The following is a 25,983-nucleotide window of genomic DNA, read 5'->3' on the forward strand; positions in this document are numbered from 1 at the left end:
GTGACAGGAGCACCACCATACCGCCGACGGTGAGCGGGCGCTTAGCGTGGCCTTTCGGGGCGGAGCGTCCGGGCGGGGGCTCAGAACGCCGAGACGCCGGTCAGGGCGCGTCCGATGAGCAGCTTCTGGATCTGGCTGGTGCCCTCGTAGAGCGTCATCACGCGGGCGTCGCGCAGGAGCTTGCCGACCGGGTACTCGTCGATGTAGCCGTAGCCGCCGAAGACCTGGAGGGCGTTGTTCGCGGCGCGGACGGCGGCCTCGGAGGCGAACAGCTTGGCCTTGGAGGACTCCACGGCGAACGGCTCGCCGCGGTCGATCAGATCGGCGACCCGCCAGGTCAGCAGCCGGGCCGCGTCGACGTCCACGGCGATGTCGCTGAGCAGTTCCTGCACCAGCTGGTGGTGGGCGATGGGGGTGCCGAACTGCTCGCGCTCCCCCGCGTACGCCACGGCCGCGTCCAGTGCGGCCTGGGCTATCCCGACACAGCCGGCGGCCACCGACATCCGGCCCTTGGCGAGCGCGGACATGGCGACGTTGAAGCCCTTGCCCTCCGCGCCGACCAGGGCGGAGGCGGGCACCCGCACGTCCTGGAGGACCAGTTCGGCGGTGGCCTGGCCGCGCAGGCCCAGCTTGCCGTGGAGGGTGCGGCGGGTCAGGCCGGGCGTGTCGGCGGGGATCAGGAAGGCGGACACGCCCTTGTGGCCGGGGGCGTCGGTGGAGCGGGCGAAGAGCAGGACGACGTCCGCCCAGGTGCCGTTGGTGATGAACATCTTGGTGCCGTTGAGCACGTACTCGTCGCCGTCGCGCACCGCGCGGGTGGTGAGGCTGCCCGCGTCGGAGCCGGTGCCGGGCTCGGTCAGACCGAAGCAGCCGACGTACTCGCCCGCGGTGAGCCCGGGCAGCCAGCGCCGCTTCTGCTCCTCGCTGCCCCAGGCGGCGATCGTCTTGGCGACGAGCCCGAGGGAGACGGACACGATGCCGCGCACGGAGGAGTCGCCGCGGCCCAGCTCCTCGGTGACCAGGCAGTACGCGAGGTGGTCGCCGCCCGAGCCGCCGTACTCCTCGTCGATGGTCAGGCCCAGGAAGCCGACGTCGCCGAGCTTCTTGACGATGCCCCGGTCCACCTCCTCGGCGCGGTCCCAGGCGACCACGTGCGGGGCGATCTCGCGCTCCACGAAGTCCCGGGCGAGCTGCCGTACGGCCGCCTGCTCCTCGCTGAGCCCCAGGTTCACCACGAGATCACCCCACACCGAACGCATCCGTCGATTGAATCTTGAAAGCCGTACATTTAAATTAGCACTGCTAGTTTCCGGCTCGCAGCCCTACTATGTGCGCCATGGCCCGACCGCGCAAGCCCCTCCTCAGCCCCGACCGGATCGTCGAAACGGCCCGGGACCTCGTGGACCGGGAGGGCCTGGCTGCCGTCTCCACCCGGCGCCTGGCCGCCGAGCTGGGGGTGAGCGGGCCCTCGCTCTACAACCACTTCCGCACCAAGGACGAGATCCTGGAGGCCGTCGCGGACTGGGTGAGCGCGCAGGTCGACCTGTCGATGTTCGAGGACGGCCGGGACTGGCGGACCGCGCTGCACGACTGGGCCGTCTCCTACCGGGCCGCCCTGCGCGACCACCCGAACATCGTCCCGGTCCTCGCCCGGGGCCCCGGCCGCCGCCCGGCCGCGCTGCGGCTGGCCGACGCGGTCTACGGCGCGATGGTCGACGCGGGGTGGCCGCCGGCCCAGGCGACCTCCATCGGCGCGCTGATGCGGTACTTCATCATGGGCTCGGCACTCGGGTCGTTCGCCGGCGGCTTCGTGGACGACGCGAGCGCCTACGACCCGGCCGACTATCCCCACCTAGGGCAGGCCCATCTGCTCGCCGAGCAGCAGGAGAAGATCGACGAGCGGGCCTTCGAGACGGGACTCGGCGCGCTGCTGGACGGGCTGGCGCAGCAGTACGAACGGGTACGGGTGTGACGCTTCGGCGACCGCCGAAGTACCGGTGTCCCATGCTGGGGACATGAGCACCGAGGACTCCCGGGCCGCCGGCCTCGCCGCGCTGGCCGGGCTGATCGCCGACCGGACGCGGGCCGCGTGCCTGCTGGCACTGCTGGACGGGCGGGCGTGGACGGCCGGTGAGCTGGCCCGGCACGCCGGGGTGGCCCCCTCCACCGTGAGCGAGCACCTGCACCGGCTGGTGGCCGGCGGACTGCTCGCCGAGGAGCGGCAGGGACGGCACCGGTACGTGCGGCTGGCCGGCCCGCGGGTGGCGCAGCTGGTGGAGGATCTCGCCGCGCAGGTGCCCGCGGCGGAGGCAGGGCGGCCTCCCCGGGGGCTGCGCGAGGCGAGTGCCGGGGCCGCCATGGCCCGGGGGCGCACCTGTTACGACCATCTCGCCGGGCGGCTGGGCATCACGGTCACCGACGCGCTGACCGGGCGGGGCCTGCTGCGGCAGGACACCGGGTTCGCGCTGACCGACGCGGGGCTGGAGTGGTTCGGCGCGGCCGGCATCCCGCTCGACCTCTCCGGCCGCCGCCCGCTGGCCCGCGCGTGCCTGGACTGGACCGAACGCCGGCCGCACCTCGCGGGGGCCGCGGGGGCGGCGCTGTGCCGGCGGGCGCTGGAGGCGGGGTGGTGTGTGCGGGTGGGCAGCGGGCGGGCGGTGCGGATCACTCCCGTGGGCGAGCAGGTCCTGTCCGACCTGCTCGGCATCCCGTCCGGTGTGCTGCGGTGAGGACCGGCGTCAGAACACCACCACCGCCCGGCCCCCCTTCCCCGCGAGCATGTTGTCGAAGGCCGCCGGGATGTCCTCCAGGGTGATGCGGTCGGTGACCAGGGTGGACAGGTCGAGGCGGCCCTGCCTGATGTGGTCCGCGAGGATCGGCACGTCACGGGACGGGTCCGTGTTGCCGTAGACGCAGCCCGACAGGGTGCGGCCCCAGTGGAAGAGCTCCAGGGCGTTGAAGGTGACCTGCTGGTCCTTGCCGCCGATGCCGACGACCGTGGTCCGGCCGCCCCGGCGGGTGGACTCCCAGGCCGCGCGGATGGAGACGGCGCGGCCCACGCACTCCACGGCCACGTCGACGCCCTGCTTGCCGGTGAGGGCGCGGATCTCGCGGGGCGTGGTGTCGGAGGCCAGGACGTAGTCGGTGGCACCGGCCGCGCGGGCCAGTTCCTCCTTCGCGGGCGAGACGTCGACGGCGACGATCCGGGACGCGCCCGCGATCCGGGCCGACTGGATCGCGGCGAGGCCCACTCCGCCGACGCCGAACACGGCGACGGTCTCGCCGGGCCGCACCCCCGCCGAGTAGTGGACGGCGCCGTAGCCGGTGAGCACCGCGCAGCCCAGGAGGGCGGCGTCGACGGGTTCCACCCCGTCCGGCACCGGCAGCACACAGGACGCGGAGACCACCGTCTCCTCGGCGAACGCGGCCACGTTCAGGCCGGGGTGCAGCTCGGTGCCGTCGGTGGTGCGGGCGTAGACGTCGGCGGAGCCGTTCAGCGCGTTGCCGCAGAGCCACACCTCGCCGAGCGAGCAGGCGTGGCAACTGCCGCAGGAGGGGGCCCAGTTGAGGACCACGGGGCTGCCGGGCGCGACATGGGTGACGCCCTCGCCGACGGCGATCACCGTGCCGGCGCCCTCGTGGCCGAGGACGGCCGGGACCGGCACCCGCATGGTGCCGTTGGACAGGGACAGGTCGGAGTGGCAGACGCCGGCGGCGGCGAGGCGGACCCGGACCTGTCCGGGACCGGGGTCGGGCAGCTCGATGCCGGTGATCTCCAGCGGGGCCCCGACGGCGGGCAGGACGGCGGCTCGTACGGCCATGGTCGCTGACTTCCTTAGAACTGGAGGGACTTGGTCTGCAGGTACTCGGCGAGTCCGTGGCTGCCGAGTTCCCGGCCGACGCCGGACTGCTTGTAACCGCCGAAGGGCGCGAGGGGGTTGAACCGGCCGCCGTTGATGTCGACCTGGCCGGTGTCCATGCGGCGTGCGAAGGCCACCGCCTCGGCCTCCTCGGCGGCCCAGACGGCGCCCGCGAGGCCGTACACCGTGCCGTTGGCGATGCGCAGGGCGTCCTCCTCGTCCTCGTAGCGCAGGATCGTCAGGACCGGGCCGAAGATCTCCTCCTGGGCGATCGTCATCTCCGGGGTGACGTCGGCGAAGACGGTCGGGCTGACGAAGTAGCCGCGCTCGCGCGGGGCTTCGGGTCCGCCGGCGACCAGCCGGGCGCCCTCGGCGATGCCCTTCTCGATGTAACCGCGCACCCGGGCCTGCTGCTTGGCGCTGACCACCGGACCGATCCGGTCGCCGTACTTGGCGGCGGCGGTGGCGGCCAGTTCGACGGCCTCGGCGTACTGGTCGCGGTGGACCAGCATGCGGGTCCAGGCGCTGCACGTCTGGCCGGAGTTGGACATCACGTTGGCGACGCCGACGTTCACGGCGCGGGCGAGGTCGGCGCTCGGCAGGATGACGTTGGCGGACTTGCCGCCGAGTTCCAGGGCGACCTTCTTCACGGCCGCGCCGGCCACCGCGCCGATCTGCCGACCGACCGCGGTGGAGCCGGTGAAGGAGACCAGGTCGACGCCGGGGTGCTCGGCGAGGGCCTGTCCCGCGACCGGGCCGAGGCCGGTGACCAGGTTGAACACGCCCGCGGGCACGCCCGCCTCGTGCACCGCCTCGGCGAACAGCTGGGCGACGAGCGGGGTGTCCTCGGCGGGCTTGAGGACGATCGTGCAGCCGGCGGCGAGGGCGGGGGCGACCTTGGCGACGATCTGGTGGAGCGGGTAGTTCCAGGGGGTGATCGCGCCGACCACGCCGATGGGTTCGTGCAGGACCGTGGAGTTGCCGACCTTCTCCTCGAAGGAGTGCCGCGCGGCCAGTTCGGCGAAGGAGGCGGCGACCGCGAGGGGCACCGCCGCGTGCACGGCCTCGGAGAACTTCGGCGGTGAGCCCAGCTCGGCGGTGACCGTCGCGGCGATCTCGTCCTTGCGCCCGTCCAGGGCGCGGTGCAGGGCGGCGAGGCGGGCGGCGCGTTCGGCCGGGGGTGTGGCGGCCCAGGCGGGCAGGGCGGCGCGCGCGGCCCGTACGGCGGTGTCGATGTCCAGCGCGCCGCCCGCCGGGACCTTGCCGATGACCTGCTCGTCGGCGGGGTTGACGACCTCGATCACGTCGCCGCTCGCGGCGGGGCGCCAGGCGCCGTCGATGTACAGGGCGTCATGTGCCTTCATGCTGTGTCCTCCCGGCGGGTGCACGTCGTCCGGCACACAAACTAGCGGTGATAGTTTTCCCGCGCCAGACTCTCCCGGGCCATGGGCCCCCGGGACATCATCGCGGACGGCCCGGCCGGCGCGGACGCCGAGTCCGCCGCCCGACCGGGCCGCCGCTTCACTGGACGCCGGTTGACCGGATGCCGCTTCGCCGGCCGCCGGTCCGCCGGTCACTTCGCCGCGGTCAGATGGGCGAAGACCACCACGTTGCTGGTGTAGCCGGTGCGCCTGCTGAACAGGCCGCCGCAGGTCATGATCCTCAGCTCCGGGCGCCCGGTCGCGCCGTAGACCTCCCGGTCGGGAAAGCCGGCCTTGTCGTAGACCTTCACCCGGTCCACGGAGTAGACGGCGGTACGCCCGTCCGCCCGCCGCACCTCGACGGCCTTGCCGGGCTTGACCGAGGCCAGCCCGGCGAACACCGCGGCTCCGCTGCGGGTGTCGCGGTGGCCGACGGCGACCGCGGTGCCCGTCTCGCCCGGCGTGGGCCCGCCCTCGTACCAGCCGACCAGCCGGGGCTGGTCCACCGGCGGCGTCTCCAGCTCCCGGTGGGCGTCCAGGCGGAGCGGGACGATCGGGGCGTCGATTCCCAGGGAGGGCACGCGGAAGGCGGTCGGCCGGGACCGGGGCAGCGGGCGGGGCGGCGGGGCGGGCGGCGCGGCCGGGGCCGCCGCCTCGTCCGCGCCGCCCGCCCGGCCGGCCGTGGCCGGTCCGTCGTGTCCCCCGCAGCGCGAGCCGACCGCCACCAGGACGGTCACCAGCACGGCCGTTCGCGCGAGGCGGTAGGCGCGGGTCCGGTACCAGGGCCTGCGCCGTCTACGCGGCGCCATGGGGGCGGCGGCGGATCAGCCGGACGTACACGGCGGCACTGACGGCGACCAGGCCCACGGCCGCCGCGGCGGCCACCGGGGAGTACGCGGCGGCCGTGTCGATGAGGCCGCCGCCGCCCGCGTGCACACCGCCCTTCGGGCCGTCGTGGTCGCTCTGGCCCCAGGAGCCGTTGTCCTGGTGCTCCCCGTCGTGCTGCTGGTGGTCCTCGATCTGGCCACCGGGCGCGCCCTCCACCTTGCCGTCGTGGCAGTTGACGCGGAAGACCTTCTCCTTCAAGGCCGGGGGCGCCCCCACCGTCCAGCTGATCTTGTACTGTCCGTCGGCCAGCCCCAGCGGGTCGGTGTGCCCGGCGCCGCCGGCCAGCTGGATGATGCCGGTCACGGTGGCGGCGGTGGGCAGCGGGGGCTGGGGCGTGATCGTGTACGCGATGCTGGTCAGGGTGTCGAAGTTGACGGCCTCCAGGAAGAACTTGCAGACCACCGGGTCGTCCTTGGCCGAGCCGATGAACGACGGGGGGTTGGTGGAGCGGGCGTTGTGGATCCTGATGTCGCCGTTCTCCCCCTGGGCCGCCGCGTTCGGCGCCGCCACCCACGACGCGCCCGCCGCGGCGAGGGCGGTGAGGACGACGGTGGCGCCCGCGCGGGAGCCGGCTGCACGGGGGAGTGTCAGGGTGGGCATGCGCAATCCTCCGGGTTCAGACGATTTTCATACAAATCGCTCTTTCGCCTGGACACTGCCTCAAGACCCGCGCGGCTCCCGGCAACGGCGCCGGGCGCGCCCCCGGATATCGCTCGTGCGGCGCAGTCCCGGGCCCTCGCGCCGCTCTCCCGCCACCCGTCCGGCCCCCTCTTGGGGCGGACCGGAGGAGCGCAGCGCCACTCCGGCGGAGGCCAGCAGCAGCCCGCCCAGCATCAGGAACGGTGCCGCCACCCCCGCCAGCCCGGCGACCAGGCCCGCGGCGGCCGGGGCGGCCACCTGGCCCAGCCGGTTGCCGGTCAGCCGCAGGGCGAGCGCGGTGGAGCGGGCCTCCTCGGGCGCCGCCCGCACCACCGTCGTCATCGACAGCGGCTGGCCCACGCCCAGGCAGAAGCCGAGGAGCGTGAGCATCACACCGAGCGCCCACACCGGCACCGGCAGCGCGACCCCCGAGCACAGCAGGGCCGCCAGCACACAGGTCCCGGTCAGCAGCGCGGGCCTGCCGAGCAGCCGCAGCAGCGGGGTGAGGACGAGCCGGCAGGCGATGGTGGCGCCGGCCCGCAGGGCGAGCAGGACACCGATCACCGCGGGGGCGATGCCCCGGTGCTCGCCGACCACCGGCAGGTAGGCGGTGAGGATGTCGGTCGCGGACAGCACCGACAGGCTGATCAGGATGCCCGCGGGCACACCCCGGGCGCGCAGGATGCCCGCGACCGGCACCCGTCCCCCGCCCGGCGCGCGCGCCGGGCCGGCCGTACGGTCCTCGATCCGCCACAGCGCGGTGAACGCGACGGCGGCGCCCGCGCCCGCCGTGACGAGGGCGACCGCGCTGCTGTGCGCCAGGCCGGGGCCGCCGACGAGGGCGCCCGCGGCGAGCGGGCCGACGAGCTGGCCGAGGGAGGCGCCGATGGTGAAGTGGCCGAAGTTGCGGTCCTGTTCGTGCGGCGCGGACTGGCGGGCCACCAGCGACTGGGCGCCGATCACGAAGCACAGGTGACCGAGGCCCATCACCCCGCTCCACAGGGCCATCGCCCACAGGGAGCCGGCCAGTCCGCTCAGGGCGCAGCCGCCCGCGATGAGGACCACGCCCGCGGGCAGCAGGGGCGCGCAGCGGCCGTGGTCGGTGCGGCGGCCGAGCGGTACGGCGGCGAACAGCGGCAGCAGCGCGTAGACACCGGCGATGACGCCGACCGCCCGTTCGTCGGCGCCCAGCGCGAGGGCCCGGTAGGAGACGGCGGGGCGGGCCATCGACACCGCCCCTTGGGCGCAGCCGAAGGCGATGACGAGGCGGAGCAGCCAGCCGCGGTGTCCACCGGGCGCCATGGGTGCGGTCCTTCCCGGGGTGATCAGACGATGCCGAACAGGAGCGCCGAGCCGAGCACCACCAGGGAGGTGAGCGCGGCCCACTTCACCACGAACCGGGTGTGGTCGCCGAACTCCACCTTGGCCATGCCGACCAGGACGTAGACGGCCGGGACGAGCGGGCTGGACATGTGCAGCGGCTGGCCGGCGATCGAGGCGCGGGCGATCTCCAGCGAGGAGACGCCGTGCGCGTGGCCCGCCTCGGCGAGCACCGGCAGGACGCCGAAGTAGAAGCCGTCGTTGGACATGAAGTAGGTGAGCGGGATGCTCAGCACGCCGGTGACGAGGGCCATGTGCGGGCCCATGCCGTCGGGGATGTTGCCGACCAGCCACTTCGCCATGTGGTCGACCATGCCGGTGCCCTGCAGGACGCCGGTGAACACGGCGGCGGCGAACACCATGCCGGAGACGTTGAGGACGTTCTCCGCGTGGGCGGCGATCCGGGCCTTCTGGTCCGGCATGTGCGGGAAGTTGACGGTCAGCGCGAGGGCGGCGCCGAGCAGGAACAGCACCGGGATCGGCAGCCACTCCATGATCATGGCGGTGAGCAGGACGACCGTGAGCAGCGCGTTGAACCAGTACAGCTTCGGACGCAGGGTGGGGCGGTGCGGGTCCAGGCCCTGGAGACCGTCCTCGGCGGGCCCCTCGGGCAGGTCTGCGCCGGCGCCGGAACCACCGGCCTTCACCCCGGAGGCGGCGCCGACCAGCACCGTCTCGCTCTCCTCCACCAGCACCTCGTCCAGCGTGAGCACGCCGAGCCGCCGGCGCTCGCGGCGGCCGAGGACGTAGGCGAGGACGAGGACGAACAGCAGGCCCATGGCGAGGGCCGGGATCATCGGTACGAAGATGTCGCTCGCGTCCACCTTCAGCGCGGTGGCGGCGCGGGCGGTGGGGCCGCCCCAGGGGAGTGTGTTCATCACGCCGTTGGCCATGGCGGCGACGCCCGTCATCACGACCAGGGACATCTTCAGCCGCTTGTAGAGCGGGTACATCGCCGAGACGGTGATCATGAAGGTGGTGGAGCCGTCGCCGTCCAGGGAGACGATCGCGGCGAGGACCGCCGTGCCGACCACGATCCGCAGCGGGTCGGCCTTGCAGAACTTCAGGATGCCCCGGACGACCGGGTCGAAGAGGCCGACGTCGATCATCACACCGAAGTAGACGATCGCGAACATGAGCATCGCCGCGGTGGGGGCGAGGCTGGTGACGCCGTCGATGACGTAGTCACCGAGTTTGCCGCCCTTGCCCACGAACACGCAGAACAGCGCGGGGACGAGCACGAGCGCCGCGATCGGCGACATCTTCTTCAGCATGATCAGGACCAGGAAGGTCGCGATCATGGCGAAGCCGAGGATGGTCAGCATGAAATGGATACCTAACGTTCGCCCTTGAACATCCCACCTGGGGGTCGGCGGTGCGATGACGTTAGGTCCGTTCAACCGGCGTTAACAAGATGTTGACGCGTGAGCAATAAGCGCAAAAGTCCAGGTCAGAGGCGGGACGGTTCAGTCGAGTACGCGGGCCAGGTAGGCCCGCAGCAGCTCCCTGGTCTCGGCGATGATCGCCTCGTCCCCCTCCGGGTCGATCCGGAAGGCGAGTTGCACGAGGGTGTCGGCGCTCTCCACGGCGACCAGGAAGACCCGCCGCAGATCCGTGTCCGGGGTGCGGCCGAGATAGCCGGCGAGCAACTCGGTGAGCCGGTCGGAGACGCGGGTGTTGGGCTCGTCGTGGCGGCAGCCGACCGGGATCTGGTTGCCGAAGTCGACCAGCGAGAAGCCGGGCGCGGTGCGCTTCATGGCGAGGTACTCGTCCAGGACGGCGTCCATGGCGGCCCGCCAGTCCCCCGCGCGGGCCCGGTCCAGCCGCTCGGTGACACGCTCGACGTACCGCTCCAGGTTGCGCTGGGCGAGGGCGTCGGCCATCTCCCGCTTGTTGCCGAAGAACCGGTAGACCGAGCCGATGGGGACGCCGGCGCGCTGGGCGACGGCGCGGGTGCTCAGGGCGTCGTAGCCGACCTCGTCGAGGAGACCGGCGCAGGCGTCGAGGATCCGGGTGAGCCGCTCGGCGCTGCGCCGCTGGACGGGCGCGCGACGAAGCGAGGTCGCGTGGGGCACGGGCTTCATGATGCCTTTCCGCCGTAGTTAGGTAAACCTTCCTCAGAGTACGGAGAGGAGCCGCCCGGCACTCACCCGCCGGCAAGGGCGCACGCGGGGGCCCACGCGTGCCGGGTACGTCACCGGGCACACCGGCCGCGCATCACGGGCACGGCGACCGCGCATCACGGGCACGGCGACCGCGCACCACAGCCGACCGCCGAGCCGCCCACACACCCGCCGGACCGGCCCCGGCCCCGCCCCACCGACCGGACCGGACCTACCGGAACAGCCGACGGTTCCTCGCCGAGCCGCCCGGATCCGCCCTCGCTCCCCTCGCCGTCCAGTTGCCCCGACCACCGGACCGCCACCCCGGCCGGACCCGGCCCCCAGGCAACCGACACTCCCCCGCCGACCGACCGGCCCCGCTCCCACGCGCCGACAAGGGCCCCGCACAGCCAGGCCCGCGCCCACCCGACCGGCCGGAACCGCCACCGCTGCCCCTGACGACCAGCCCGACCCGGCCACCGGACCGCCACCCCGGCCGGACCCGGCCCTCCCGAGCAGCCGACGCACCCCCCGTCAACCCACCGCCCCAGCCGCCCCCGCCGAACCAACCCGGCCACTCCTCCGCCGACCGACCTGTCCCGGTTTCCCACGCCGACAGGAGCCCCGTACAGCCAGGCCCGCCCACCGAACCGGCTGGGCCACCCGCCGGACCGCCGGATCCGCCACCGCCTCCCCCACCATCCGGCCTGCCCCGGCCACCGGACCGCCACGCCGACCGGACCCGGCCCCCAGGCAACCGACACTCCCCCCGCCGCCGACCGGCCCCGCTCCCGCGCGCCGACAAGGGCCCCGCACAGCCAGGCCCGCGCCCACCCGACCGGCCGGATCCGCCACCGCTGCCCCTGACGACCAGCCCGGCCCGGCCACCGGACCGCCACCCCGACCGGGCCCGGCCCTCCCGAGCAGCCGACGCACCCCCCCCCGTCAACCCACCGCCCCAGCCGCCCCCGCCGAACCAGCCCGGCCACCCACCAACCCGGCCACTCCTCCGCCGACCGACCTGTCCCGGTTTCCCACGCCGACAGCAGCCCCGCACAGCCAGGCCCGCCCACCGAACCGGCCGGGCCACCCGCCGGATCCGCCACCGCCTCCCACACCACCCGGGCCGGCCCGGCCACCGGACCGCCACCCCGGCCGGACCCAGCCCACCCAGGCAACCGACACTCCCCCGCCGGCCGACCGCCGTCGCCGGAGCGGTCGTGGCCCGTCGCTGTCCTCGTCCGCGACTTCCGTCCCCCGCCGCCGCACCGCTCGCGCGCCCCCTCGCCCCCGCGTCCGGCTCACGCTCCCGGTGCGGCGGGCGCGGTCCCGTTCGGGGGGCGGCCTGTACCCGTCTCCGCGTCGGAGACCGTGATGTCGGCGGTGCTTTCGATCGGCTTGCCGTGGACCGCCCACACCGTGCCGTCGTCGGCGTACAGGCGGGCCGTGATCTGGTGGGTGCCGTGCGGGACACGGTCGGCGGCCAGGTGGTAGGCGGGGGTGTGCAGCCGGGCGACCGGGCGGCCGTCGACGTAGAGCTGGACGAGCCCGCGCCCGAGGGCGGCGGCCGGCCGGGTGCCGGGCGCGGAACAGCGGAAGTGCCGCAGCCTCAGCCGGACGTCCCAGCCGCCGGCCGAGTCCGGGGTGACCTCGACGGCGACGGCGGGCGCGTTCTTCGCGGGCACCTCGCGCAGGTTGCGGCCCGTCTCGTCGGTGCTGTCCAGCACGGATCCCACAGGTGAGGGCGAGACCGTGCCCTCGTGCGCCTCACCGGTTGCGCAGGCCGCCGCTCCCCACGGCAGCAGGACGCACACCACGAGCGCGGTGAGCCGCCCGCGCGTCCACTTCTTCCACGACATGATCCGGAGCGTAGAACAGCGCCCCGGCACCCGGGATCCGCCTCAGGTCTGGTTCGCGCCCTACCTCGGAGGGAGGACCGGGAACCCTCTTGCGCCGACCCCCGCTCATTCCTACGGTGATGCATAGGAATCGGGAGCGCGCGAGGAGCGATCATGAGCGGGGACGCACGGAAGGCCGCCGAGGGGCTGTCGTATCTGACCGGGTTCGGCAATGAACACGCCTCGGAGGCGGTGCCGGGCGCCCTGCCCGAGGGCCGCAACTCGCCACAGCGCGCACCGCTCGGCCTGTACGCCGAGCAGCTGAGCGGTACGGCGTTCACCGAGCCGCGCGCGCACAACCGGCGCTCGTGGCTGTACCGCATCCGCCCCTCGGCCGCCCACCCGGCGTTCACCCGCACCGGCAACGGCGCGCTGCGCACGGCCCCCTTCACCGAGACGGTGCCCGACCCCAACCGGCTGCGCTGGAACCCGCTGCCCGAACCCCCGGCCGGCACCGACTTCCTCGGCGGGCTGTGGACGCTGGGCGGCAACGGCGACGCGACCCAGCGCACGGGCATGGCCGTGCACCTGTACCACGCCGACTCCTCGATGGAGCGCGTCTTCTCCGACGCCGACGGGGAGCTGCTGATCGTGCCGGAGCGCGGCGGGCTGCTGCTGCACACCGAGTTCGGCCGGCTGCGTGTGGAACCGGCCCATGTGGCGCTGATCCCCCGTGGGGTGCGCTTCCGTGTGGAGCTGCTGGACGACTCCGCGCGCGGCTATGTGTGCGAGAACTACGGGGCACCGTTCCGGCTGCCCGACCTCGGTCCCATCGGCGCCAACGGCCTCGCCAATCCCCGGGACTTCCAGGCGCCGGTCGCCGCGTACGAGGACGTCGAGGGCCCGGTGGAGGTGGTGAACAAGTTCTGCGGCAACCTGTGGACGGCCACGTACGACCACAGCCCCCTGGATGTGGTCGCCTGGCACGGCAACCATGTGCCGTACGTCTATGATCTGCGCCGGTTCAATGTGATCGGCACCATCTCCTACGACCACCCGGACCCGTCGATCTTCACGGTGCTGACCTCCCCGTCGGACACCCCGGGCCTGGCCGGCGTGGACTTCGTGGTCTTCGCGCCGCGCTGGCTGGTGGGCGAGGACACCTTCCGGCCGCCGTACTTCCACCGGAACGTGATGAGCGAGTACATGGGCCTGATCGAGGGCGCCTACGACGCCAAGGCGGAGGGTTTCGTGCCCGGCGGCGGCTCGCTGCACAACATGATGTCGGCGCACGGCCCGGACCGGGAGACGTTCGACCGGGCGAGCGCGGCCGAGCTGCGGCCGCACAAGATCGACGACGGGCTGGCCTTCATGTTCGAGACCCGCTGGCCGGTGACCCTCACCCCGCACGCGGCCGGCGCGGACCACCTCCAGCAGCGCTACGACGATGTGTGGCAGGGACTCCAGCGGCACTTCCGGGGGTGACGGTCGCCGTTGCGCGGGAGGTTGCCCGCCGGGTACGGATAGCGGGGTGACCTCCTTCGCCCCGGACTCCATCGTCCTGAACCGCAAGCTGCCGCTGTGGTACCAGGTGTCGCAGTCGCTGCGCGCCTCGATACTGGGCCGCTCCTCCGAGGACCCGCTGCGGCTGCCCACCGAGGAGCGGCTGGCGGAGCACTACGGCGTGAGCGTGCTGACCATGCGCCAGGCGCTGAAGGAACTGGAGGACGAGGGGCTGATCACCCGGCACCGGCGGCGCGGCACGTTCATCGAGCCCGGGGTGCGGCGCGGGGCGCCGGTACGGCTGCTGGGCTCGGTGGACGCCATCGTGGCCCAGCAGTCCGGGATGACGACCGAGTTGCTGGAGCACGGGCGGGTGCCGGTGCCGGCCGCGCTCGCCGAGTACTTCCCGGACCTCGCGGAGGTGGCGGTGTACCACCGGCTGCGCGGCGACGAGAAGACCGGGGAGCCGACCAACCACGCCGTCAACCACATCCGGCCCGACCTGGCCGAGCGGATCGATCCGGACGACCTGGTGCGCTGGCCGATGACCAAGGTGCTGCGGGACGTGGTGAAGGCCGACATCAGCCGGATCACCGACACGGTGCAGGCGCGGCTCGCCGATCCGGAGACGGCGCGGCTGCTCGATGTGCCGTTGCTCAGCCCGATCCTGCACTACACGGGGGTGACGTACGACAGCGAGGGGCGGGTGCTGGACGTGGCCGTCATCCACTACCGGGGGGACCGGTTCTCCTTCACGGTCACTCTCGACGCCACCTGAACCGGGGGCGGGTGAGGCCGTACGATGCCCACCGTGACGCACGACGACGCTCCGCTTCTGGCGGACCTCATGCCGTGGTCCGTCGCACCGATGCGGCCGGGCCGGCACTGGCCGACGGCGCCCGATCCGGGTTCGCTGCGGGCCCGTTGGGAGGCGCTGCTGCGGGCCGAGGGGCCGGACCGGGAGGCCCTGTTCGAGCCGACCCGGGCGCGTGCGCTCACCTCGGCCGTGGGCCAGTTGCCCGGTCAGTCCACGGGTACCGGACGGCTCGCCCGGGTCGGGGGTCCCTGCGCGGAGCCGGTGCGGGTGCTGGCCGCGCCGTTCGACGAGCGGTGGCTGATCCCGGACCACCGGCTGATCGACACGGCCCGCCCGGAGCTGTGGCGGGTGGCGGACGCACGGCAGGTGTTCACGGTCGAAACGGGTGACGCGGACCTCCCGCTGCTGGCGACGCCGCTGCTGCCCACGCTGCGCACCGGCCGGATCCGCCCGTTGTACCGCCGCCCCGGCGGCGCCGAACCGAACCTGGCCCCGGGCCTGTCGGACCTGCTGGCCGTCCGCCTGGGCGCACGCCCCTCGGCGGCGGACGTGCTGGCCTGGATCGTGGCGGCGGTCCGCCCGGACCTGACCGTGCCGCTCACCGACGACGGCGATCTGTGGGCGGCCGGCGTGGAGCTGGGCCGCCGGATGCTGTGGCTGATGTGCCGGGACGGGGAGCGGCCCCGGCTGCCCGGTGGCCGTCGCCCGTACGTCCGGGCGCCGCTGCCGGGCCGTCCGGGAACCCTGCGGTACGACCCGGACGAGGAGGCCCTGTACCTGGACGAGGGCCGGATCTCCCCGGTCCCCGCCGAGGCGTGGGAGTTCGAGGTGGCCGGGGTCCGGGCGCTGGAGTCCTGGTTCGCGGCCCGTACCGCGCCGGCCGAGCCGGGCACGCTCGCCGCGATCCGCCCGGCGGCCTGGCCGCAGAGCTGGACCTCGGAGCTGCTGGAGCTGATCACCGTCCTCGCGCTGCTGGCCGAACTGCGGGCCCCGCGCGCCCGGTTGCGGCCGGAGTCGGCGGTGACGGCGGACGAGCTGCGGCGCGCGGGCGTACTGCCGGTCCCGGAGCCCGCCCGGCGCCCCGCGTCGGTACTGGACCACCAGGAGGAGGGCCCTGAGGGGCAGTTCGCGCTGCTCTAGCCCACCGTACGAGGGCGCAGGGCGGCCTCCAGGCGGGCGATGTCCTCGGCGTCCTTGGCCCGGCGGGGCCGGGCCGGGTCCCAGACGGGCATCATCCGCTTGATCTCGATCTGGGCGTGCGGTGCGACGATGGGCGCCCGGAGCGCGCCGATCCGGCCGGGTTCGGTCCCGAGCAGGCCGTCCGGCCAGGGGGTGCCGGCCCAGGGCCCGCCCGCCACGGTCACCCGGCCCGCCGCGTCCCGGTCGATCAGGGTGAAGCTGCTGTCCAGGCCGCACCTGACGAAGTCGAGCTGGAGGTCCGCGGGCGGGCCCGGCACCGGTGTGTGGCCGAGCCGGGTGAGGAGGCCGGCGAGGGCCGGGGCGTCCCGCGCCCAGGCGAACCAGTCGATGTCCCCGTGGTCACGGGTGACCTCGCCGAGGAAGAAGTCCATGGCCCAGCCGCCGCGCAGCCACAGCGGGATCCCGGCGTCCCGGGCCGCCTGCAGCACCCGGGCGATCGACCCGAGCTGACGCCGGGCACGTTCCCGGTCCCTCACGGCTGGTCTCACGATCGATCCCCCCCCCCGGCCTCGTCCTGGTCACGTCGAGCGTACGCGGTGCGGTACGGCCCCGGCATGGGCGTACTGCTGACAAGGCCGCCGGTCAGGGGAGATCATCCACCCCATGGATCAACTCCCGCTCCCCTTGGAGGGCATCACCGTCGTCGCCGTCGAACAGGCCGTGTCCGCGCCCTTCGCGACCCGGCAGCTCGCCGACCTGGGCGCCCGGGTCATCAAGGTGGAGCGGGTCGACGGCGGCGACTTCGCGCGCGGCTACGACACGGCGGCCGGTGGTCTGGCCTCCCACTTCGTGTGGTGCAACCGCGGCAAGGAGTCCCTGGCGCTGGATCTGAAGGACCCGCGCGGACTGGACGTCGTACGGCGGCTGGTCGCGGACGCGGACGTGTTCGTGCAGAACCTCGCGCACGGCGCGGCGGCCCGGCTCGGCCTGGACGCGGCCACGCTGTGCGCCGCCCACCCGCGGCTGATCGCCGTGGACATCTCGGGCTACGGCGGCTCGGGACCGTACGCGGACAAGCGGGCCTACGACATGCTCGTGCAGTGCGAGGCGGGGCTGGTGTCGGTGACGGGGACACCGGAGCAGCCGGTGAAGGCGGGCATCCCGGCGGCGGACATCGCGGCGGCCATGTACGCGTTCTCCGGTGTGCTGGCCGCGCTGGTGCGCCGCGGCACGACCGGGCGGGGCGGGCCGGTGGAGGTGTCCATGCTGGAGGCGCTCGCCGAGTGGCTGGGGCATCCGCTGCACCACACGATGCACGGGGGTGAGCCGCCCGCCCGCACCGGGCTGGCGCACGCGGTGATCGCGCCGTACGACGCCTATCCGACGGCGGACGGCGGCCGGGTGCTGCTGTCGGTGCAGAACGACCGGGAGTGGCGGCGGCTGGCCGAACAGGTCGTGGGCCGCCCGGAGCTGGGCACGGACCCGGCGTACGCGACGAACGCCGCCCGGGTGGCGCACCGCGAGCGGACCGACGCGCTGGTGGCGGCGGCGCTGCGGGTGCTGGACACCGAGGAGGCGCTGGCCCGGCTGGAGCGGGCGGGCATCGCCTGCGCCCGGCTGCGGGACGTGCGGGAGCTGGCGAAGCATCCGCAGTTGGCGGCCCGGGAGCGGTGGCGTCAGGTGGGAACGCCGGCCGGGCCGCTGAAGGCGCTGCTGCCGCCCATCACATTGCCGGGCGGGGGCGAGGCACGGATGGGTGAGGTGCCCGCGCTCGGGCAGCACACCGGAGCGCTGCTGCGTGCCGTGGGGATGACGGACGACGAGATCGCAGCGCTGCACCGGGACGGTGTGGTGGCCTGAGCGCGGCGCCCCCGCTCGGAGGCCGGGGCCCTGCGGTGCGGTCAGTGACCGCCGAACAGCGAACGGCGCAGCCGACGCAGCGGCGCGAAGAGGGACACCCGGCGCACCCGCGCACCCCGGTCGCTGCGCGTGTGCACGGAGCCGCGCGCCGTCAGCTCACGCATCAGCGAGGTCGCCTCGACCGTCTCCCGCTGCGGTATGGCGGGTCCCGCCAGTACCGACAGATGGCGGTCCAGGCGCGTACTGGTCGCGCTGCTCCCGCAGGTGATCGCAGGGACCCTCGCCCTGCTGCGCATTGTTATCTGTTCCATGTCACTCCCCACCCGTACGAGTCACCCGGCCCGGGCAGGCTAACCCTATCGCCCCACTGGGGCACCCGGGTATCTCGGCCACAGGATTCACCGTCCCTGCAAGGGGGTTGACCATCCCCCTTTGACTACTCTCCGAATCCGACCGATTTCAGGGTGAGTTGGACAAGCGGCCGTCCGGCGGGGCGCGCCGAGCGGCCGTCAGGCCCGGTGGTTACGCCGAGTGACGTCACAGGGGAGGCGAGGACTTCCGCGATCAAGGGCGTGTCGCCCGCCAGGCGGGGTGCCGGGACCGCCGAGGGTGACGACGGCCTCCCGGGCGGAGGCGGAAGCGATCACTCCGGTGCCCGGCCCCTCGTTCGCCCGCGCCGCTCCCGGCGCGGGCGTCCGCGGCGGACGGAACGTGGGCGATCTCACCTAGCCGTCGGGCTCGCCCTGACCGGACTCCCGGGACACGCCCGGAAGTTCACCCGGCAGGGCGAGCCCGTCCGGGTCACGCGTTGTTCGTGAGCACCGGCAGGTAGCCGCCGGAGTGGCCGGCCGCGGTCGGGTGGTACGACTCGCCGATGTCGAGCCAGTCGACGCTGTGCAGCCACGAGGAACCGGAGCAGATCTCGTGGCCGGCGAAGGTGGTGCGGACGTCGCCGAAGACGAAGCTGTGGGCGGTGGCGCGGGCCTTGATGGTGGTGTCGATGTAGTCGGCGGCGTCGTTGATGGCCGCCCGCTTGGTCTCGGAGAGGCCGAGGCAGGACTGGCCGAGCAGGTAGAAGCGGGGGTAGCCGATGACGACCACCCGGGCGGACGGGGCCTTGGCCCGGATCGCGTTGTAGAGGGTGTCCAGCTTGCCGGGGAGCGTGTTGGCGACGTACGCCTTGGCGGTGTTGATCCGGGAGAGACAGGAGCTGTCGGACTGGAGCACACACGTCGTCATGACGTCGGCGAAGCCCGCGTCGTTGCCGCCGGCCGTGACGGACACCAGCGAGGTGGAGGAGTCGAGGGAGCCGAGCTGGTTCGCGCGCACGTCGTCCGTCGTGGCGCCCGAGCAGGCGTTGAAGGCGAACGACGAGGGGCTGTGGGCGGCGTTCCACAGGTACGGGTACGCCTTGGTGCTGCGCTTGCAGTTGCCGCTGGTGCTGATGTAGCTGTCGGCGCCCACTCCGGAGGAGTAGGAGTCGCCGAGGGCCACGTAGCCGCCGGCCGCGGCCGTCGAGGACGCCTGCGCCGAGGCGGCCCCGGTGAGACCGAGGCCGGCGGCGAGGAGGAGCGAGGTAACGAGTCCGGTAAGTCGGGAACGTCTCATGGAACCTCCCTTTAGCAGGATCTCTGCCTCAACGTTGGTAGCAGCTACGCGTGTTGACAGGAAGTGTCCATGCCAAAACTTTTGTGGTCTCAACAAAGTCGACCCGAGACATTCACCGCTCGTGTATTGCGCGTACGGGCCACGTCTGTTGACACTCGGTCAACTCCTCGGCGGAGCACGGGAGGGGTCGTCGGCACACTTCGGGGAACGTCCGGTCCGCCCGTGCCGTCGTCTTGACGCCCCGTCGGCGGCTGCGCCACATTGAAACCCGGCATCAGGCGCGTCGGGGGGCAAAGTCGCCAATGCAGAACATACGTATCAAGCCGCCTTCGCCGGACGGCACCGGGACGGACACCGACGGCACCCGGCCGGGACCGGGGAGGGGCCTGGCACCGCTGCTCGCCGGGGCCGCGGCCGCCGTCGCGACGGCCGGCGCGCTGCTCGCGCTGATCGACTCCGGCTCACCCCTGCGTGCCCCGTGCACGCTCTTCTTCCTGCTCGCGGCACCGGCCGGGGCGCTCGCCGCGGCGCTGCGCGGCCCGGACCCGCTCGGCCGCGCGGTCACCGCCCTCGCGGGCGCGATCGCCGTCGACCTGCTCGTCGCCCAGTGCATGCTGGCCGCGCACCGCTGGTCGGCCGGGGGCGGGGTGGTCGTGGTGACCGGGTTCAGCCTGCTGGTCCTGCTCGTCGCGCTGGTACGGGGACGCGGTTCCGGGAGGGGCCGGTACGACTGACGCGTCCGGAGGCAGGACCGGGCTCCGGGGGCAGGGCGGGCTCCGGCGGGCGGTTGACCCTCCGGAGCAGGGCTGGGGCCGGACCTCCGGAGGACGGTTCGGGCTGCCGAAGGACGATCGGGCCTCCGGAAAGAGGGTCCGGGCCTCCGGAAAGAGGGTCCGGGCTCTTTCCGCGGAGCGTTGGGCCGGAAATGCCGTGCGGGCGGGGCATCCGTGCCGGATCATGGCGGACATGTCCGCGAACCCACACGACGCCCTGCCGATCCGGCTCCACGTCGACGATTCCGACTCCCCGTCCGATGTCGTCGACGCGCTGTTCCTCGGCCGCTTCGCGACGGGCGAGCAACCGTACTCGCACGCGGTGAACATCGACCGCGTCCGCTCCGGAGCGACCCTGCTGCCGGAGGGCGCCCGAGTGCTGCGGGTGGCCCGCGACGACGACCGCAGCGCGACCCTCGCCGAGGGGGACGGCTGGACCCTGCTGGTCTCCCGCTGGAACCGGGGCGCGGACGTGACGGTCACCGCGACCAGCGCCGACCTGGCCAAGCGGATCCTCGACCAGGCCACCGACGGCGCGGCCGACGAGCCGGAACCACAGCCGGAGAACGTGACGATGGGGTTCTGGTACGTCTCCCCGCGGCGCGGCCCGCACCGCACCACCCGGCAGATCTCCGCGGGCACCTGGGAGGAGGTCCGGGCCAACTACACGGCACCGGTGGCGGATGCCATGGACCGGCTGATGCGGACGACGCCCGACGACATCGCCGGCCGGCTGCTGCTGCTCCACGGCCCGCCGGGCACCGGCAAGACCTCCGCGCTGCGCACGCTGGCCCGTTCCTGGCGGGACTGGTGCCAGGTCGACTGCGTCCTCGACCCCGAGCGGCTCTTCTCCGACGTCGGCTATCTGATGGACATCGCGATCGGCGAGGACGACGGCGCGGGCAAGGGCCGCTGGCGCCTGCTGCTGCTGGAGGACTGCGACGAACTGATCCGCGGCGAGGCCCGGCACACCGCGGGCCAGGCCCTGTCCCGGCTGCTGAACCTCACCGACGGCCTGCTCGGCCAGGGCCGCAACGTGCTGGTCGGCGTCACCACCAACGAGGACCTGGAGCGGCTGCACCCGGCCGTGGTCCGCCCCGGCCGCTGTCTGGCCCGGATCGAGGTGGGCCCGCTGACCCGCCGGGAGGCGGTGGACTGGCTCGGCACCGAGCAGGGCGTCGGCCGGGAGGGCGCGACCCTGGCCGAGCTGTACGCGCTGCGCCGGGGCACCGCGCCCACGTCGGTGCCGGGGGCCCGGGAGGGAGCGGACGCGGGGCTGTACCTGTGAGCACCGCCCGGGTGAGTACGGTCACGGCGGGTGCTTTCATGGGGGTATGACCCTGTATGTCGGCACGTCGGGGTGGCAGTACAAGGACTGGCGGGACCTCGTCTATCCGGCCGGGGTGCCGGCGCGGCGGTGGCTGGAGGAGTACACCCGGCTGTTCGCGACCGTGGAGGTCAACAACGCCTTCTACCGGCTGCCGTCGTACGACACCTTCGCCGACTGGCGGGAGCGGGTGCCGCCGGACTTCGTGGTCGCGGTCAAGGCCAGCCGGTTCCTCACCCACGTCAAGCGGCTGAAGGACCCCGGGGAGCCGGTGCACCGGCTGCTGACCCACGCGGCGGGCCTCGGCGGCCGTCTGGGCCCCGTCCTCCTCCAGCTCCCGCCCACCCTGCGCGCCGACCCGGCCCTGCTGGACGCGTGCCTGGCCTGTTTCCCGCCCGGTACGAGGGTGGCGGTCGAACCCCGGCACGACTCGTGGTGGACCGGCGAGGTGCGCGAGGTGCTGGCGGCCCGGGGCGCGGCCCTGTGCTGGGCGGACGTCCTGGCCCGCCCGGCCGGCCCGCTGTGGCGCACCGCCGCCTGGGGCTACGTCCGCTTCCACCAGGGCCGCGCCCGGCCCTGGCCGCGCTACGGCCGGCGCAGCCTGGAGACCTGGGCGGACCGCATCGCGACGACCTGGGCCGACGACCTCGACGTGTACGCGTACTTCAACAACGACCCGGGCGGCGCGGCCGTACAGGACGCGGTGGTCTTCGGGAGGGCCGCGCGCCGGGCGGGGTTGACGGTGACGAGAACACCGGAACCGGCGAGAGCCGGACAGTAGCGGACACACACCGCGCTCGGTCACCCCGACAGAACGGCGAAGCAGCGGGGCGGGCCCTCCCTCAGTCCTGCCCGTAAGCCGCCCGCAGGGCGTCCCGTACGGCGGCCAGTGCCTCGTCCCGGCCGAGGCCGAGCCGCCGGACCCGCTCGGCGTACGCCTGGGCGGCCGAGGATGCCTCCCGCTCCGCGGCCGACCCGGCGGCGGCCACGAACGTGCCGTTGCGCCCCCGCGTCTCGATCACCCCGTCGCCCTCCAGCGCCCGGTACGCCTTGGCCACCGTGTTCACCGCGAGTCCCAGTGACTCGGCCAGCCCCCGCACGGTGGGCAGCCGGTACCCCACCGGGAGCGCCCCGGACCGCGCCTGCTCGGAGATCTGCGCCCGTACCTGCTCGTACGGGGGCGCGCTGTCGTCGATGCGGATCTTCAGGCTCACGGGGCCGATTGTCCCGCACCCGCCGGAAAATGGGAGGCGGCCCGGCGGCCCGGCCTCGTACGGTGCGGTGCCATGACAGTCCTCGTGCGTGACCTGCGCCCCGACGTCCCGGCCGACGCGGAGGGCTTCGCCCGGGTGCGCCGCCTCGCGCTGCCGTACATCCTGTTCACCCCGGACTCGGTGCGGCACACGGCCGCCCATGTCCACCCCGCCGCCCGTTTCCGGCCGCTCGTCGCGGAGGAGGACGGCGAGATCATCGGCACGGCGCAGGTCCATCTGATCCACGACAGCCCCGAGCCGGGCCAGGGCGCGCTGAACATCTACGTCCGCCCGGACCAGACCGGGCGCGGGGCCGGCCGGCTGCTGGCGCGGGTCGCCGAGGAGTACCTGGCGGAGCTGGGCGCGACCCGGCTGCTGGCCTGGGCCCTGGACGAGCCGGCCAACCGGGCCTTCGCCGAGCGGCACGGCTACCGGCCGGGCCGCAGCGCCCACTTCCTCCGGCTCGACCTGGCGCACGGCACCCTGCCGCCGCTCCCTGAGACCCCGTCCGGGGTGGAGCTGCGCACGGCCGCCGACTTCGCGGCCGATCCCCGGCCGCTGTTCGAGCTGGACGCGGAGACGGTGCTCGACGAACCGGGCGATGTGGACACCGAGTTCACGGACTACGACGCGTGGGTCGAGGAGGTCTGGCACCACCCGCTGCTGAACCGGGAGCTGACCGTGGTGGTCTGTGCCGACGGCCGGCCGGTCGCCTTCACCGTGGCCTACACCGACGGCGGCACCCGGTACTCGACGGCGATGACCGGCACCGTCCGCGCCCACCGCGGCCGTGGTCTGGCCAAGCTCGCCAAGATCCACTCCCTGCGCCGGGCCCGTGCCGCCGGTCTGACCGAGGCGTTCACGGGCAACGACACCGGGAACGGCCCCATGATCGCGATCAACAAGCGGCTCGGGTACGCGTTCTGCGCGCGCGAGGTGCGTTATATCCGCGCACTCGACTGAGCGTGTCCGTGAATCCGGCTGAGCGGACGGGCGGGAGGTCACACGGTGGCCACCACCGCGTACCGCTCGTCGTCCACCTCCTTGCCCCACAGCGCACGGTGCCCGGACAGTCGCTCCACGCGCACGCGCCGGGTGAGCGGCTCCAGCAGGGCGGTGAGTCGACGCGCGGGTATGCCGACCGGGGTGAGGGTTCCCCACACGCCCTCGACCAGCACGATCCGGCCCGTAGGGCGCAGCAGGTCCGTCCAGTGCCGCAGCGCCCCGGCGGGGTCCGGCAGGGCCCACAGCACATGACGGACCAGGACCGCGTCGAAGCGCCGCTCCCCCACCGGCGGGGCCGCCGCGTCCCCGCGCAGGATCTCGGCGGTGTGCCCGGCGAGCTTGGCGCGGGCCCGCTCGACCATCGCCGGGGACCGGTCGACGGCCGTCACCCGGTGTCCCTGCTCGGCGGCGAGGAGCGAGAGGCTGCCGGTGCCGCAGCCGAGGTCGAGGAGGTCGGCGGGGTCGCCGGGGAGCCAGGCGCGCAGCCGGTCCGCCCAGGCCGCGCGCACCTCGGGGTCGCGCAGTCCGTGATCCGGCTCGTCGTCGAAACCGGCGGCCAGCGCATCCCAGTCCGCTTCCGGGGCACCAGCACCCCTGTGCGTGTTCTCGCTCTCCATGCCCAGAGGGTGACACACGCCACTGACAGTACGGACGTGACAGCCACCACTGACAAATCGGCACCCATGAGGAAATCTCCCGGAAAACGTCTACCTCCGTGACAACACGGAACCCGGTAGCCACGAAGGAGGCAGCGATGCGCCGCATGACCGTGCAGAAGAAGCCCCTGAAGCGGACGGACAGCCGCCGGATGACCGAGGAGGCGGAAGAGACCCCGGCGGGACGGCCGGAGGTGCGCAAGGACATCGCGCGCACCTGGTGGCCCGACGCCTGACGCGAGGGCGGCTCAGCCCAGCAGCTTGCGGTAGTGGACGCGGTCGTAGGGGCCGTCGACCCGGCGGGCCACGACCTCGTAGCCGTAGCGCGGATAGATCTTCTGGTTCTCCCACATCATCGCGTTCGTATAGAGCCTGATCTCGCCCAGCCCGAGTGCACGCGCGTGTGCGTCGACGAAGCGCAGCAGGCGGCGTCCGACGCCCGTGCCGTGGACGCGGGGGTGGACGGCGATGCTGTCCAGGAAGAGATGGTCGGCGAACGCCTCGACCACCACCAGCCCGGCGACGGGCTCGCCGGTGACGAACACCTTGCCGGCGGCCACGTCCGCCGCGTGGTCGGCCTCCATGGGCTGGGGCACGACCCCGATGCGCTCGATGTAGTGGTGGTACGCCGCGTCCGTGACGGCCCGCACGGCGGGTACGTCCCGCGCGCCGGCCGGCCGGACCTGTTCCCCGCCGGTGTTGCCTTCCGTGCCGCCGTTGCCTTCCGTGCCGTTGTGGCTCTTGTCGATCATGGGCGCACGCTATCTGTCTGAGCTGAGCCTGAGCACGTCCTTAAGCGGAGCATAAGGATCTCCTCCCAGGGCTTCCGACGGGCGTTCCGGCGCTGATCCGGGGCTAGCTTCGGATCACCCACGGACCGTTCGGAGGAGTTCCGCATGCCCAGCAGCCGCAAGGTCACAGCGTCCGCCGTCACCGTCGCCGCGCTCGGTCTGAGCGTGCTCGCCGCGTGGCCCGCGGCCGCGCACGGCACGATGGGCGACCCGGTCAGCCGGGTCGCGCAGTGCTACGCGGAAGGACCGGAGAGCCCGGAGTCGGCCGCGTGCGAGGCGGCGGTGGCGGCGGGCGGCACGCAGGCCCTGTACGACTGGAACGGCATCCGGATCGGCGACGCGGCCGGGCGGCACCGGCAGTTGATCCCGGACGGCCGGCTGTGCAGCGCGGGCAACGAGGAGTTCAAGGGGCTCGACCTGGCCCGTGCCGACTGGCCGGCGACACGCGTGCACGGCGGGCCGTACACCTTCAAGTACCGGGTGACCGCGGCGCACAGGGGAACCTTCACCGTGTACGCCACGAAGCCGGGGTACGACCCGGCGAAGCGTCTGGCGTGGGCCGACCTGGATCTGGAGCACCCGGTGGCGAAGGCCACCGACCCGGTTCCGGCGGGCGGCTTCTACACCTTCACCGGCACCCTGCCCGAGCGGTCCGGCCGGCATCTGCTGTACGCGGTGTGGCAGCGCTCGGACAGCCCGGAGGCGTTCTACTCGTGCTCGGACGTCGACTTCGGCGGCGACGGTGGCGCCAGCGCTCCCGCGCCGAGCGCGTCCGCGCCCTCCGGGGAGCAGATCGCGGCCGGTGCCGGCAAGTCGACGATCGAGCACCACGGGCACGGGGACGACGACGCGCGCACCTCGGCGGAGCCGGCCGCCGCCGGCCCGGCCGAGCGGCCCGCGCCGGCCGACCGGCCGGAGGCACAGGGAGGTTCGTGGAGTCCCACGAGGCTCGCCGAGACGGGCGCGTCCGCCGGCACCTCCTCCGTCGCCATCGGCGGTGCGGCGGCGCTGGCGGTCGGCTCGGCCGCGCTGTTCCTGTCGGTGCGGCGGCGCGCGGCGGGCGGCGGCCGGCGCCGGTGAGGCTCCGGGGCCTGTCCGGCGGCTCAGACCGGACAGGCCCCG

The 25,983-nt window shown here is 73.8% G+C and carries 27 protein-coding genes and 1 pseudogene; 12 read left to right on the plus strand and 16 right to left on the minus strand.

Annotated features, from left to right (window positions below; all coding sequences use genetic code 11):
• Nucleotides 1-80: 80 nt before the first annotated feature.
• Nucleotides 81-1,232, minus strand: coding sequence for an acyl-CoA dehydrogenase family protein (locus tag HB370_RS09755; protein ID WP_030781511.1), 1,152 nt, complete (start codon nt 1,230-1,232; stop codon nt 81-83).
• 104 nt (nt 1,233-1,336) lie between these two features.
• Between HB370_RS09755 and HB370_RS09760 the strand changes: the two genes are divergently transcribed.
• Nucleotides 1,337-1,972 (plus strand): TetR/AcrR family transcriptional regulator, encoded by a 636-nt coding sequence (locus HB370_RS09760; protein WP_030781514.1) that lies wholly within the window; start codon nt 1,337-1,339, stop codon nt 1,970-1,972.
• Nucleotides 1,973-2,015: 43 nt separating this feature from the next.
• Entirely contained in the window at nt 2,016-2,729 is a 714-nt protein-coding gene (locus tag HB370_RS09765; protein ID WP_030781516.1) for a winged helix-turn-helix domain-containing protein, read from the plus strand.
• A gap of 9 nt (nt 2,730-2,738) precedes the next feature.
• On the opposite strand, the gene HB370_RS09770 is transcribed toward HB370_RS09765, so the two are convergent.
• The 8 genes from HB370_RS09770 to HB370_RS09805 form a co-directional block, all read right to left on the minus strand.
• On the minus strand, nt 2,739-3,821 hold the full coding sequence (locus HB370_RS09770; protein WP_030781519.1) for a Zn-dependent alcohol dehydrogenase: 1,083 nt from the start codon (nt 3,819-3,821) through the stop codon (nt 2,739-2,741).
• Between the two features lie 14 nt (nt 3,822-3,835).
• The gene (locus tag HB370_RS09775; protein ID WP_030781522.1) at nt 3,836-5,224 is read right to left on the minus strand and encodes an aldehyde dehydrogenase family protein; all 1,389 of its coding nucleotides are present in this window, start codon (nt 5,222-5,224) and stop codon (nt 3,836-3,838) included.
• 209 nt (nt 5,225-5,433) lie between these two features.
• On the minus strand, nt 5,434-6,090 hold the full coding sequence (locus HB370_RS09780; RefSeq protein ID WP_030781525.1) for a class F sortase: 657 nt from the start codon (nt 6,088-6,090) through the stop codon (nt 5,434-5,436).
• Nucleotides 6,077-6,769: a hypothetical protein gene (locus HB370_RS09785; RefSeq protein WP_030781527.1), complete on the minus strand. Its 693-nt coding sequence runs from the start codon at nt 6,767-6,769 to the stop codon at nt 6,077-6,079. Before HB370_RS09785 ends, HB370_RS09780 begins: the two co-directional genes overlap by 14 nt.
• A 60-nt stretch (nt 6,770-6,829) precedes the next feature.
• Complete coding sequence (locus HB370_RS09790; protein WP_030781529.1) at nt 6,830-8,110, minus strand: MFS transporter; 1,281 nt, start codon at nt 8,108-8,110, stop codon at nt 6,830-6,832.
• 23 nt (nt 8,111-8,133) lie between these two features.
• Nucleotides 8,134-9,513, minus strand: a complete 1,380-nt coding sequence (locus HB370_RS09795; RefSeq protein ID WP_030781533.1) for a citrate:proton symporter — start codon at nt 9,511-9,513, stop codon at nt 8,134-8,136.
• 141 nt (nt 9,514-9,654) lie between these two features.
• A complete protein-coding gene (locus HB370_RS09800; RefSeq protein ID WP_030781536.1) occupies nt 9,655-10,272 on the minus strand; it encodes a TetR/AcrR family transcriptional regulator in 618 nt (205 codons plus the stop codon).
• Nucleotides 10,273-11,591: 1,319 nt separating this feature from the next.
• Nucleotides 11,592-12,149, minus strand: a complete 558-nt coding sequence (locus HB370_RS09805; protein WP_030790463.1) for a hypothetical protein — start codon at nt 12,147-12,149, stop codon at nt 11,592-11,594.
• 153 nt (nt 12,150-12,302) lie between these two features.
• Here HB370_RS09805 and hmgA point away from each other — a divergent pair, with 153 nt between their 5' ends.
• The 3 genes from hmgA to HB370_RS09820 are packed head-to-tail and all read left to right on the plus strand — an operon-like array spanning nt 12,303 to nt 15,588.
• Nucleotides 12,303-13,613 (plus strand): homogentisate 1,2-dioxygenase, encoded by a 1,311-nt coding sequence (hmgA, locus tag HB370_RS09810; RefSeq protein ID WP_030790465.1) that lies wholly within the window; start codon nt 12,303-12,305, stop codon nt 13,611-13,613.
• Between the two features lie 46 nt (nt 13,614-13,659).
• Nucleotides 13,660-14,409: a GntR family transcriptional regulator gene (locus HB370_RS09815; RefSeq protein WP_030790467.1), complete on the plus strand. Its 750-nt coding sequence runs from the start codon at nt 13,660-13,662 to the stop codon at nt 14,407-14,409.
• A 24-nt stretch (nt 14,410-14,433) separates the two neighbouring features.
• Nucleotides 14,434-15,588, plus strand: coding sequence for a type ISP restriction/modification enzyme (locus tag HB370_RS09820; RefSeq protein ID WP_030790471.1), 1,155 nt, complete (start codon nt 14,434-14,436; stop codon nt 15,586-15,588).
• Here the strand turns inward: HB370_RS09820 and HB370_RS09825 are convergent.
• Nucleotides 15,585-16,136, minus strand: coding sequence for an aminoglycoside adenylyltransferase (locus HB370_RS09825; protein ID WP_244405482.1), 552 nt, complete (start codon nt 16,134-16,136; stop codon nt 15,585-15,587). The two genes, HB370_RS09820 and HB370_RS09825, sit on opposite strands and share 4 nt — an antisense overlap.
• 115 nt (nt 16,137-16,251) lie before the next feature.
• Here HB370_RS09825 and HB370_RS09830 point away from each other — a divergent pair, with 115 nt between their 5' ends.
• Nucleotides 16,252-17,448: a CaiB/BaiF CoA-transferase family protein gene (locus HB370_RS09830; protein WP_030790477.1), complete on the plus strand. Its 1,197-nt coding sequence runs from the start codon at nt 16,252-16,254 to the stop codon at nt 17,446-17,448.
• 41 nt (nt 17,449-17,489) lie between these two features.
• On the opposite strand, the gene HB370_RS09835 is transcribed toward HB370_RS09830, so the two are convergent.
• The 3 genes and pseudogenes from HB370_RS09835 to HB370_RS09840 all read right to left on the minus strand — a co-directional run bounded on the left by HB370_RS09835 (nt 17,490) and on the right by HB370_RS09840 (nt 19,056).
• Nucleotides 17,490-17,759, minus strand: coding sequence for a hypothetical protein (locus HB370_RS09835; RefSeq protein WP_030790479.1), 270 nt, complete (start codon nt 17,757-17,759; stop codon nt 17,490-17,492).
• A gap of 125 nt (nt 17,760-17,884) precedes the next feature.
• Nucleotides 17,885-18,171: pseudogene (locus HB370_RS41835) on the minus strand (anti-sigma factor); the annotation flags it as partial.
• Nucleotides 18,172-18,249: 78 nt separating this feature from the next.
• On the minus strand, nt 18,250-19,056 hold the full coding sequence (locus tag HB370_RS09840) for an SGNH/GDSL hydrolase family protein (RefSeq protein WP_030790482.1): 807 nt from the start codon (nt 19,054-19,056) through the stop codon (nt 18,250-18,252).
• A gap of 302 nt (nt 19,057-19,358) precedes the next feature.
• On the opposite strand from HB370_RS09840, the gene HB370_RS09845 reads away from it, so the two are divergent.
• From HB370_RS09845 to HB370_RS09855, 3 genes are all read left to right on the plus strand, one after another.
• The gene (locus tag HB370_RS09845) at nt 19,359-19,790 is read left to right on the plus strand and encodes a hypothetical protein (RefSeq protein ID WP_037702854.1); all 432 of its coding nucleotides are present in this window, start codon (nt 19,359-19,361) and stop codon (nt 19,788-19,790) included.
• Between the two features lie 232 nt (nt 19,791-20,022).
• A complete protein-coding gene (locus tag HB370_RS09850) occupies nt 20,023-21,117 on the plus strand; it encodes a DUF5925 domain-containing protein (RefSeq protein ID WP_030790487.1) in 1,095 nt (364 codons plus the stop codon).
• Between the two features lie 46 nt (nt 21,118-21,163).
• Nucleotides 21,164-21,937 carry a DUF72 domain-containing protein gene (locus HB370_RS09855; protein ID WP_030790489.1) on the plus strand — a complete coding sequence of 258 codons (774 nt, stop codon included), beginning with the start codon at nt 21,164-21,166 and terminating at the stop codon, nt 21,935-21,937.
• A 61-nt stretch (nt 21,938-21,998) separates the two neighbouring features.
• Here HB370_RS09855 and HB370_RS09860 read toward each other — a convergent pair whose 3' ends face one another.
• Nucleotides 21,999-22,370, minus strand: coding sequence for a GntR family transcriptional regulator (locus tag HB370_RS09860; RefSeq protein ID WP_030790492.1), 372 nt, complete (start codon nt 22,368-22,370; stop codon nt 21,999-22,001).
• 72 nt (nt 22,371-22,442) lie between these two features.
• On the opposite strand from HB370_RS09860, the gene HB370_RS09865 reads away from it, so the two are divergent.
• Entirely contained in the window at nt 22,443-23,372 is a 930-nt protein-coding gene (locus HB370_RS09865; RefSeq protein ID WP_030790495.1) for a GNAT family N-acetyltransferase, read from the plus strand.
• A 38-nt stretch (nt 23,373-23,410) separates the two neighbouring features.
• Here the strand turns inward: HB370_RS09865 and HB370_RS09870 are convergent, their stop codons facing one another.
• Complete coding sequence (locus HB370_RS09870; protein WP_030790498.1) at nt 23,411-24,031, minus strand: class I SAM-dependent methyltransferase; 621 nt, start codon at nt 24,029-24,031, stop codon at nt 23,411-23,413.
• A gap of 137 nt (nt 24,032-24,168) precedes the next feature.
• Here HB370_RS09870 and HB370_RS09875 point away from each other — a divergent pair, with 137 nt between their 5' ends.
• Nucleotides 24,169-24,306 (plus strand): hypothetical protein, encoded by a 138-nt coding sequence (locus HB370_RS09875; RefSeq protein WP_106980768.1) that lies wholly within the window; start codon nt 24,169-24,171, stop codon nt 24,304-24,306.
• Between the two features lie 12 nt (nt 24,307-24,318).
• Here HB370_RS09875 and HB370_RS09880 read toward each other — a convergent pair whose 3' ends face one another.
• Nucleotides 24,319-24,822 (minus strand): GNAT family N-acetyltransferase, encoded by a 504-nt coding sequence (locus tag HB370_RS09880; RefSeq protein ID WP_078637731.1) that lies wholly within the window; start codon nt 24,820-24,822, stop codon nt 24,319-24,321.
• A 144-nt stretch (nt 24,823-24,966) separates the two neighbouring features.
• On the opposite strand from HB370_RS09880, the gene HB370_RS09885 reads away from it, so the two are divergent.
• Entirely contained in the window at nt 24,967-25,941 is a 975-nt protein-coding gene (locus HB370_RS09885; RefSeq protein WP_030790503.1) for a lytic polysaccharide monooxygenase, read from the plus strand.
• Nucleotides 25,942-25,983: the final 42 nt, after the last annotated feature.

The organism is Streptomyces sp. DSM 40868, from assembly GCF_011820545.1.
Classification (GTDB): domain Bacteria; phylum Actinomycetota; class Actinomycetes; order Streptomycetales; family Streptomycetaceae; genus Streptomyces; species Streptomyces eurythermus.